Source organism: Mesorhizobium sp. (genome assembly GCF_024509055.1).
GTDB lineage: Bacteria > Pseudomonadota > Alphaproteobacteria > Rhizobiales > Rhizobiaceae > Mesorhizobium.
Genome location: NZ_JANINM010000561.1, coordinates 1 through 7,922, shown reverse-complemented (window position 1 = coordinate 7,922; position 7,922 = coordinate 1). Strand labels below are relative to the sequence as shown.

Annotated in this window: 7 protein-coding genes; 3 read left to right on the top strand and 4 right to left on the bottom strand. The window is 62.3% G+C overall.

Features of this window, described 5'->3' with window-relative positions:
* Nucleotides 1-146: 146 nt before the first annotated feature.
* The 4 genes from Q0L57_RS34035 to Q0L57_RS34020 all read right to left on the bottom strand — a co-directional run bounded on the left by Q0L57_RS34035 (nucleotide 147) and on the right by Q0L57_RS34020 (nucleotide 4,812).
* Nucleotides 147-959 (bottom strand): ABC transporter permease, encoded by an 813-nt coding sequence (locus Q0L57_RS34035; RefSeq protein ID WP_296747653.1) that lies wholly within the window; start codon nucleotides 957-959, stop codon nucleotides 147-149.
* Nucleotides 952-1,899, bottom strand: coding sequence for an ABC transporter permease (locus Q0L57_RS34030; RefSeq protein ID WP_296747651.1), 948 nt, complete (start codon nucleotides 1,897-1,899; stop codon nucleotides 952-954). The genes Q0L57_RS34035 and Q0L57_RS34030 overlap by 8 nt, the downstream gene beginning before the upstream one ends.
* The gene (locus Q0L57_RS34025) at nucleotides 1,899-2,999 is read right to left on the bottom strand and encodes an ABC transporter ATP-binding protein (RefSeq protein ID WP_296747649.1); all 1,101 of its coding nucleotides are present in this window, start codon (nucleotides 2,997-2,999) and stop codon (nucleotides 1,899-1,901) included. The genes Q0L57_RS34030 and Q0L57_RS34025 overlap by 1 nt, the downstream gene beginning before the upstream one ends.
* Before the next feature lie 139 nt (nucleotides 3,000-3,138).
* Nucleotides 3,139-4,812: an amidohydrolase gene (locus Q0L57_RS34020; RefSeq protein WP_296747647.1), complete on the bottom strand. Its 1,674-nt coding sequence runs from the start codon at nucleotides 4,810-4,812 to the stop codon at nucleotides 3,139-3,141.
* A 258-nt stretch (nucleotides 4,813-5,070) separates the two neighbouring features.
* Between Q0L57_RS34020 and Q0L57_RS34015 the strand changes: the two genes are divergently transcribed.
* The 3 genes from Q0L57_RS34015 (at nucleotide 5,071) to Q0L57_RS34005 (ending at nucleotide 7,922) form a co-directional block, all read left to right on the top strand.
* Nucleotides 5,071-5,724, top strand: coding sequence for a TetR/AcrR family transcriptional regulator (locus tag Q0L57_RS34015; RefSeq protein ID WP_296747645.1), 654 nt, complete (start codon nucleotides 5,071-5,073; stop codon nucleotides 5,722-5,724).
* A gap of 24 nt (nucleotides 5,725-5,748) precedes the next feature.
* Nucleotides 5,749-6,780 carry a histone deacetylase family protein gene (locus Q0L57_RS34010; protein ID WP_296747643.1) on the top strand — a complete coding sequence of 344 codons (1,032 nt, stop codon included), beginning with the start codon at nucleotides 5,749-5,751 and terminating at the stop codon, nucleotides 6,778-6,780.
* A 431-nt stretch (nucleotides 6,781-7,211) separates the two neighbouring features.
* Nucleotides 7,212-7,922, top strand: a complete 711-nt coding sequence (locus Q0L57_RS34005; RefSeq protein WP_296747641.1) for a LuxR family transcriptional regulator — start codon at nucleotides 7,212-7,214, stop codon at nucleotides 7,920-7,922.

The following is a 7,922-nucleotide window of genomic DNA, read 5'->3' as shown; positions in this document are numbered from 1 at the left end:
AGTCGCCCCAGTTGTAGATGTGCAGTTCGCCGTCGGCGAGCGCCGGCACTGCCCACAAGAGCACGGCCGCGGAAACCGCCGCCATCAGTTTTCTCGACATTTTATGTTCTCCTTGCCTTCCCATTGTTGTGTTTGGAGCTGGTAGTTCATTCGGCGCGTCGGCGCGCGATCAGGAACGAGATCGTGACGAACAGGATCGACACCAGAAGAAGGATGGTGGAGATCGCGTTGATCTCGGGCGTCATCGGCCGCCTGATCTGGTTCCAGATGTAGAGGGGCAGCGTCGTCTGGCCGGGACCGGCGACAAGCTGCGTGATGGTGAAATCGTCGAAGGAGACGATGAAGGCGAGCGCCCCGCCCGACATGATGCCGGGCACCAGCAGTGGCAGCGTGATGCGCTTGAAGGCGTTCCACGGCGTCGCGTAGAGGTCCGCCGCCGCATACTCCAGCGTCAGGTCCATGTCCTCGAGCCTCGCCCGGATCGGCATGTAGGCGAAGGGAATGCAGAACACGGTGTGGGCGAGGATCAGGTTGCCGATGCCGAAATTCAATCCGAATACACCTGCGATCAGCGCAAAGAAGGAGAGCGTCGCCACCGCTGTGATGATCTCCGGCACCATCAGCGGCAGGTTGATGACCATGAAGGCCGCCGCGAGACCGCGCCACGGCTTCACCCGCGTCATGCCGATGGCCGCCAGCGTGGCGCAGATGGTCGAGACGATCGTGGCGGTGACCGAGATGATCAGCGTGTTCTTCGCGGCGCTGTGGAACTCGTCGTTGAGCAGCGCGCTGCCATACCAGCCGAGCGAGATGCCTTCCCAATGGGTGACGAGCGACCCGCTGTTCAGCGAGAAGATCATCAGGATCAGCACCGGCACGTAAAGCACCAGCAGGCAGATGATGGCGATCGTGCGGAAGCCCGGCTGGTCCTTGATGTCCATGTTGCGGGGATCAGCCATGCTGCACCTTCCCCGACGTGTTGCGGACGTAGAAGAAGAGCGCCACCAGAACCGCGGCCATCAGGATCAGCGCCTGCGCGCAGCCGAGCGGCCAGTTGCGGCCCGAGCCGAATTGCTGCGCGATGAGATCGCCGATCATCAGGTGGATGCCGCCACCCAGGATCAGCGGCGTCACATAGGCGCCGAGCGCGGGGATGAAGACCAGTAGGCAGCCGGCGATGATGCCCGGCTTCGACATGGGAATGATCACCCGCCACAGCACCTGTCGGCGCGTCGCGTAGAGATCGTAGGCCGCTTCGATCAGTCGGAAATCCAGCTTTTCCAGGCTGGAATAGAGCGGCAGCACCATGAACGGCAGGAAGGCATAGAGCAGGCCGAGCTGGATGGCGAAGTTGGTGTAGAGCATGGTGATCGGCTTGTCGATCACGCCCAGCGCCAGCAGCGCGTTGTTGATCAGGCCCTCGTCGCGGATGATGAACATGATCGCCAGCGTGCGGACGAGCAGGTTCGACCAGAACGGAATGGTGATCAGCAGCACCCACCAGTTGCGCTGCGCCGGCGGCCGCGTCGCCATGAAATAGGCGGTCGGGAAGCCGAGCAGCAGGCAGATGATCGTCGTCACCACCGCAAACAGGAACGAGCGCAGATAGATGACCAGGAAGTCCGGCGTGAACTGCAGCGTGTCGTCGAAGATGTCGCGCTGGAACAGGAAGTTCAGATAGGCGTCGGTCGAGAAATGCCACTGCACGCCGCCATAGGGCGCCGCGACGAGAAACGAATAGACGCAGATGATGAGAAGCGGCAGCACGCCGAAAATGCCGATGATGATCAGCGCCGGAAGCGACAGCAGGCGGTTGCGCCGCGCGCTGGTTTTCACCGCCTGGGCTTCGAACAACGCGGCCTTGGACAACGTGCCTGGGGAGAGTGCGGCTGTCGTCATCAGTCTTTCAGGACGCGCGCGGCGTCCTCCTCGAACTGAATGCCGACCTTGGCGCCGGTCTCGTAGGTCACCGGCGCCGAGCGGCTGTTCTGGTGGCGCACGATGAAGTTGTCGCCACTGTCGAGCTTCACGTGATAGTGCGTGTCAGTGCCGAAATAGACGATGTTGGAAAGCGTTCCCGCGACCGTGCCCCTGGCTGGATCTGGCACAAGGTCGGCATGTTCGGGACGCACCACCAGTGTTACGTCGCCTGACGGATCGAAGCCTTCCGGATAGCCGGCCTTGATGGCGGTATCGCTGGCGAACTTGACCGTTGCGACGCCGGCCTGCTTGGACACCACCTTGCCCTGCAGGAAATTCGTCTCGCCGATGAAGTCGGCGACGAAGCGTTCGGCCGGCCGGTCGTAGATGTCGCGCGGCGTGCCGACCTGCAGGATCTTGCCGGCCGACATGACCGCGATGCGATCGGACATGGTCAGCGCTTCTTCCTGGTCGTGGGTGACGAAGATGAAGGTGATGCCCGTCTCGTGCTGCAGGCGTTTCAATTCGATCTGCATTTCCTTGCGCAGCTTGTAGTCGAGCGCCGACAGCGGCTCGTCGAGCAGGAGCACCTTGGGCTGCGGCGCCAGTGCGCGGGCAAGCGCCACGCGCTGCTGCTGGCCGCCGGAAATCTGGCTGGTGCGGCGCGCCTTCAGCGCCTCCATCTTCACCAGCTTGAGCATCTGGGCGACGCGCGCCTCGATCTCCGCCTTCGGTTTGCCGAGCATCTCCAGGCCGAAGCCGATATTCTGCGCCACCGTCATATGCGGAAACAGCGCGTAGCTCTGGAAAACGGTGTTGACCGGTCGCTTGAAGGGCGGCAGCGGCGCGATGTCCTGGCCATGCAGCAGGATTTCACCGGCTGTGGGAAAATCGAAGCCGGCAATCAGCCTTAGGAGCGTCGTCTTTCCGCAACCGGAAGGGCCTAGCAATGTGAAAAATTCGTTTTCACGGATCGACACCGACACCGTGTCGAGAGCGGCTACCTGGCTGTCACCGGTGCCAAACACTTTACGCACACCGCGAACTTCGATCGCGTTCTTACCCGGTTGTTCCGGCACGATTACCCCATTGAGAGAGCCTGCTCTTGCGGCAGGTGTGTTCCTGTTTGATTGTCACCATAAGCCGGTCTGCTTGGCAACTGCAGAGCAGTGACTCGGTTTCAATCTCGACTTCAATTAAACAATTCCTACGCAATCCTTAGGCTTGGTAGGTGATCTTCCCGCCGCAGATGGTGGTCACGGGCCGAACAGTGTGCAGCGCTTCCGGCGCCGTCGCCTCGATATCGGCCGAGAGCACCACGATGTCGGCGAGGTATCCGGTCTTAAGACGGCCCTTGCGATGCTCCATGAACTCCGCATAGGCGCCTTCGACCGTGTAGCCCTCAATCGCCTCCTGCAGCGAGAAGCTCTGGTCCGGCATACCTTCCGCCCAGGGTTTGCGCATGACTGCCGCCTGGATGGACAGGATTGGATCGACCGGCGAAACCGGCCAGTCGGAAGCGAACACGACGCGCGCGCCGGCGTTTTTCAGCGTCCTCCAGGCGTAGCTCAGCGGCCACTTGTCCCGGCCGATGCGCGAGATCGTCGGCTCCATTGGGAAATTCAGCGCGCCCGGCGGATGCGCCGGCTGCATCGAGGCGAGCACGCCGAGCTCGGCGAAGCGAGGCACGTCTGACGCCGTGGTCACTTCTATGTGTTCGATGCGGTGCCGGCTGTCACGTCTGCCGTTCTTCTTCAGCGCCGCCTGGTAGCCATCGAGCACGGCGCGAACGGCGCCGTCGCCGATGGAGTGCACGGCGATCTGCAGACCGCGCCGGTCGGCCTCGACCGCCACTTCGGCGAAATGTTCTGGCGTGAACAGCGGCTCGCCACGCCAGCCCGGCCGGTCGGCATAGTCGTCGACCATGACAGCGGTCCAGGAGTCCAGCACACCGTCATAAAAGACTTTGACCATCCCGGACGACAGCCATTCCGAATTGTAGGACGCCGCCATGCCCGAGGCCTTTTCGAGCACGTCCAGCGTCATGAAATTCTTGAAGTGGAACGGGATCTTGGTGCGGCAGATGAGCCGCCCTTCCTCCTCCAGCCCGGCTAGCAGCTCGAGCTGGTAAAGATTGCCGTCCATGTTCTGGATCGAGGTGATGCCGTGCTTGGCGCACCATTGCAGCCCGCGATGCATCAGGTCGCGGTCGGCGGCCAGTTCCTCAGCCGACGGATAGGGTTCCGGCTCCTGGCCCGTCAGGCCGAGCCGCGTGCGGTTTGCCCCGAAATGCTCAAGGATCGGACCGAACGCTTCGCCCTCGCGCAACTCGCCGGCGGCAAGGCCGTCGTCGCCCATGACGATCTCGTTGCCTGGCCCCACCTGCTTTCCATGCAGAAGGCCGGCCTCTTCGAGCGCCTTGGTGTTCGCCCACATTGTATGGTGGTCGGAAGCCGACATGGCGAACGGACGGTCGGGAATGATGCGGTCGAGATGATGGCGCGTGACCGGCTCCGGCAGGATCGAATAGTCGACGCCGGCGCCCAGCAGGAGCCTTACGTTCGGCCTCGACGCCGCGAAGGACTGGATTGCATCGCGCAGCGCGTCAAAGCCATGCACGCCGGCAAGATGCAGATTGTCGAGTTCGGCCGCGCCGCCGAACAGATGCATATGGGCTTCGATGAAGCCCGGCAGCACGGAGCCGCCCTGGGCGTCGATGATCTCGGTGGACGGTCCTTTGAGTGCCTCGATCGAGGCGCGACTGCCAATGGCGACGATGGTGCCGTCCCTGACGGCAACCGCATCAGCGGCAGGATTGTCTTCGTCCATGGTCAGCACACGACCGTTGATGACGATCAAATCCGCACTATGACCCGCACCCGTGACCGACATCGCGACTCCGCGCTTTTTGATGACTGACCGAGACCGGCAACGCTCGCCAAGCGACCGCCACGCCATTGGAGTGGTGTCCGAGGAAAAAATTGAGCCGGCGCGCTGTTCTTCGAAATTCCCCTTGTTATCCCTGAAGACAGCGTGGATAAAAGAATGCGACTGTTTATTCGCGTTTGTCAACAGCCGGAATTTGGAATGTATAGTGGACAGCACCCCGCGCTTGTCTCGAGGCCGTGCGGGGAACGGGGGCATCCAGCAGTGAAACGCAGTCTCGACCGCAAGACCAGGATAGCGCTTGAACCGCGCAAGCAGCCGCGACAGCAACGGTCGAGCAAGGTGGTCGACAGGATTCTCGACGCGGCACTGATCCTGACGCGGGAGCAAGGAACCAGAACGCCGACGACGCTTGCCATAGCACAGCGCGCGGGCCTGTCTGTCGGATCGGTCTATCAGTACTTTCCCAACAAGGAAGCCATTCTGCTGGACCTGGCCCGGAGGTGGCTGTCATCCTTTCCCGAAGTTATCCAGAAGCGCATCAACGCACCCCGGCCAACCAACCGCGACGAGTTCCGGCGCGAAGTGCGCAAGCTCTTCATCGACACGTCCAGGCTCTACCTGGACAATGCCACCCTGATGCCGGTTGTCGAGGCTATTTCCGGTAACGCCGACCTCAGGCCGATCCAGGACGAATACGACAAGCAGATCATCGCCCTTTACGCAGCCTGGCTGCAGCATGTGAAACCCTCTCTCGAGGAAAAGACCGCCAAGCGGTTGGGCTTGCTGATGATGGAGGTCGGACACGCCTGCAGGCTTGTGGGGCTGAAGAGAGATCGCAAGACATTCGACCTCATCGAAGACGATATTGAAGCAATGTGGCTCGCCCTGGTGAGTCCTCATCTCAACCTTGACTGATTTTCGCACCATAAAGGGGATTTCATGAAGACCGTCTATTCGCCGCTCCACGCCGGCCATGCAGGCCAGATGGAACTGGTCACGTCCGCGATCGTGCCAGGTTTCGAAAAGCCATCGCGGGCCGAATTCATCAGGGCCAGGGTGGAAAGCGAGAAGCTTGGTCCGATCATCGGTCCGGTCGAGCACACGCTCGACGCCGCCAAGCGCGTGCATGATGCTCACTACATCGACTTCCTGCCGACGGTCTGGCCTCGATGGGTCGCCGAGGGGTTCAAGGGATCGGCCATGGGCTTCACCTGGCCGACGCGCGGCCTGCGCGGCGACGTGCCGCCGAAGCGCATCGACGCCCTGCTCGGCTACTACTCCTTCGACGCCGGCGCCACCTTCGTCGAAGGCACCTGGGCGGCGATCAAGTCCTCCTACGATGTCGCGCTGACCGCGGCAGCCCTGGTCAAGGGCGGCGAGCGCACCGCCTTCGCGCTCTGCCGTCCGCCGGGCCACCACGCCGGCGCCGCCTTCATGGGCGGCTACTGCTTCATCAACAATGCCGCCGTTGTCGCCCAGTGGTTCCGCGATCAGGGCGCCAAACGCGTCTCGATCCTTGACGTCGATTACCACCACGGCAACGGCACGCAGGAGATCTTCTACCGCCGCGGCGATGTCCAGGTGCTCAACCTGCATGGCGACCCGATGACCGAATACCCCTTCTTCCTTGGCCACGCCGACGAGCACGGCGAAGGTGACGGCGAAGGCTTCAACATCAATTATCCGATGCCCTTCGGCACCACCTGGGATGCCTGGAACGCCTCGCTGGAAGACGCCTGCGCCAAGCTTGCGGCCTACGCTCCGGACGTCGTCGTGGTGTCCCTCGGCGTCGACACGTTCGAAAAGGATCCGATCAGCCAGTTCAAGCTGAAGAGCGAGGACTATCCCAAGATCGGGCGCCGCATCGCCAAGCTCGGCCTGCCGACGCTGTTCGTCATGGAAGGCGGCTATGCGGTGGAGGAAATCGGCGTCAACGCTGTCGGCGTGCTGACCGGCTTCGAGGATCGCTAACCCAGGATCCGATCCGAAACAGGAGCCCTCGGGATTCGACCCGGGGGCTCCTTTTTTATGGGTGCCGCAGCCCGTCGGCGTAATTCAAGCCGGAAATCGCCGCCAAGTAACGCGAAGGCCCGTTGCTGAGTCGCAACCGCGAGTCGACGAGATTCGATTTTGTCAAATCGCGTTTGATGTCGGATTCATCTGCGGGTAGATTAGACCCGAATCAGCCGGTCCACGGGGGGCACGGCGACTACCCAAAGTCTCAAGTTCCGGCGCTTGGCCGGTACCAGACGCGGATGGTTTCGCGTTCCCTGAAGGGATTCGGCTCGATTGGGCGCCACGCGCGTCCTTGTGTGTGTTTTCGTCAACGTGACGCGTATTCGGGTTCGGCCGCCGGCAATGCCAGCACCGGGCACAAGGATCGATTCCGGCAAGAATATCAAATGAGCAGTCCCGCCGCGCTTCTCCAATCCGATGCTTCAGGCCCGCGCCTGACGTCCCGCGGCGACCTCACCGGTTTCTTTATGGAGCTTGCCGCCGACATCGGCGCCGACAGCTACATGCTGGTCGCCATCGTTCACGACCAGGACCGTAACGACGCGCGCATCGTTTCTTCGAACTGGATTTTCGACGCCATCGAACTGATCGGCAAGAAGCTGATCGCCAACCTGGCCTCGGGACCGTTGACCGCCGCTCCGGGGATGCGTCCCAGGCCGCTGGTGGCAGCCCATGCGCCGGACGCCGGTGCCCTGCTCACTGGTGAGGAAGCCCGGCTGCTCGATGTGCTTGGCCACGCCGAAATCTATTCGCTGCGGCTGAATGTCGGCCGCCAGCGACTTTTCGTGCTGTTCTCCGCCGCCGGGCCGGGCCAGATCGACCTCGCGGCGCTGATGAAGGCGCAGCTGAAATGCTGCTATGCGCTTTCGAACCTCCCGCAATTGATCGCCGCCGCCGCCATGCAGGACCCACTGTCGGACCGCGAGCGCGAATGCCTGTTCTGGGTATCGGAAGGCAAGACCACGGATGAGGTGGCGCTCATCCTTGGCGTCTCGTCGAACACCGTCAACAGCTACATCACGCACGCCATCCAGAAATTCTCGGCCAGCAACCGCGCGATGGCGATCGCGACGGCGATCAGGAGCGGCATCATTTGA

Excerpts from the sequence above, each read along its gene's own strand:
- Q0L57_RS34020 (WP_296747647.1), bottom strand. The coding sequence starts at position 4,812 with ATGTCGGTCACGGGTGCGGGTCATAGTGCGGATTTGATCGTCATCAAC.
- Q0L57_RS34030 (WP_296747651.1), bottom strand. The coding sequence starts at position 1,899 with ATGACGACAGCCGCACTCTCCCCAGGCACGTTGTCCAAGGCCGCGTTG.
- Q0L57_RS34035 (WP_296747653.1), bottom strand. The coding sequence starts at position 959 with ATGGCTGATCCCCGCAACATGGACATCAAGGACCAGCCGGGCTTCCGC.
- Q0L57_RS34005 (WP_296747641.1), top strand. The coding sequence starts at position 7,212 with ATGAGCAGTCCCGCCGCGCTTCTCCAATCCGATGCTTCAGGCCCGCGC.
- Q0L57_RS34010 (WP_296747643.1), top strand. The coding sequence starts at position 5,749 with ATGAAGACCGTCTATTCGCCGCTCCACGCCGGCCATGCAGGCCAGATG.